The sequence below is a fragment of the Acidovorax sp. KPB24-03 genome (genome assembly GCF_057546605.1).
Genome location: NZ_BAAJYR010000832.1, coordinates 1 through 775, shown reverse-complemented (window position 1 = coordinate 775; position 775 = coordinate 1). Strand labels below are relative to the sequence as shown.

Genomic DNA, 775 nt, shown 5'->3' with positions numbered 1-775 from the left:
CCGCGACGGCCGATGCCGCCCGCCGGCTGGCCCGCGCGCTGCCCGGCACGCTCGCGGACATGCGCCACTCGCCACTACAAAGATGTGAGCAGCTTGCGCAGGCCCTGATAGCGCTGAAGGCCGATTCGGCCAGCGAGCCCGATGCCCGCCTCGCCGAGATGGATTTCGGCACCTGGGAAGGACGCGCCTGGGACGCCATTGCCCGGGCCGACATCGATGCGTGGACGTCGGATTTCGGCGCCCCCCGCGCCAGCGGCGGCGACAGCCTGGCCGCGATGCTGCTGCGCGTGGATGCGGCACTGTCCGAGGCACGCCAGTTGTCCCACGACCGGGGTGGCGATGTGCTGTGGATCACCCATGCGGGAGTAGCGCGCTGCGTACAGTGGCTGCAGGCCCGGCCCGGGCGCCTGCCGCGGGCCGACGAATGGCCGGTGGCCGCACCGGCCTATGGGGAATGGACCACGGTGCCGCTGGACGCGCCAACGCACTGAACGCGTCGGAGACAGCGGCTTTCGCCCCACCTGAAACAGGTGTCTTTCTTTGTGCCGCACACCCCGCGTGCGGCCCCCGAACCGCTACCGTTTTTCTGGAATTTCCAGCGTGACCGTGGCCGCGCCGTCGTGCGACGGCCCCAGCCGCGCCTGGCGGCGGCCCAGGGCCTGCAGCACCAGCCCTTCGGCCACCGTGGCCCCGACGCGAAACGGCTTGGCCGGCTGGTTGTCCACGGCGATCAAGGCCGCGCCGCCACCGCTGGACGTGCCCGCCAGCACGCCCA

At 72.0% G+C, this 775-nt stretch carries 1 protein-coding gene and 1 pseudogene; one reads left to right on the top strand and one right to left on the bottom strand.

The annotated features are described in order from the left end of the window. A partial coding sequence (locus AC27KI_RS26310) for a histidine phosphatase family protein (RefSeq protein WP_487116810.1) occupies positions 1 to 491 on the top strand: 491 nt, incomplete at its 5' end. A gap of 84 nt (positions 492 to 575) precedes the next feature. Here AC27KI_RS26310 and AC27KI_RS26305 read toward each other — a convergent pair. Then, positions 576 to 775 (bottom strand): annotated as a pseudogene (locus AC27KI_RS26305) (type II secretion system protein N); the annotation flags it as partial.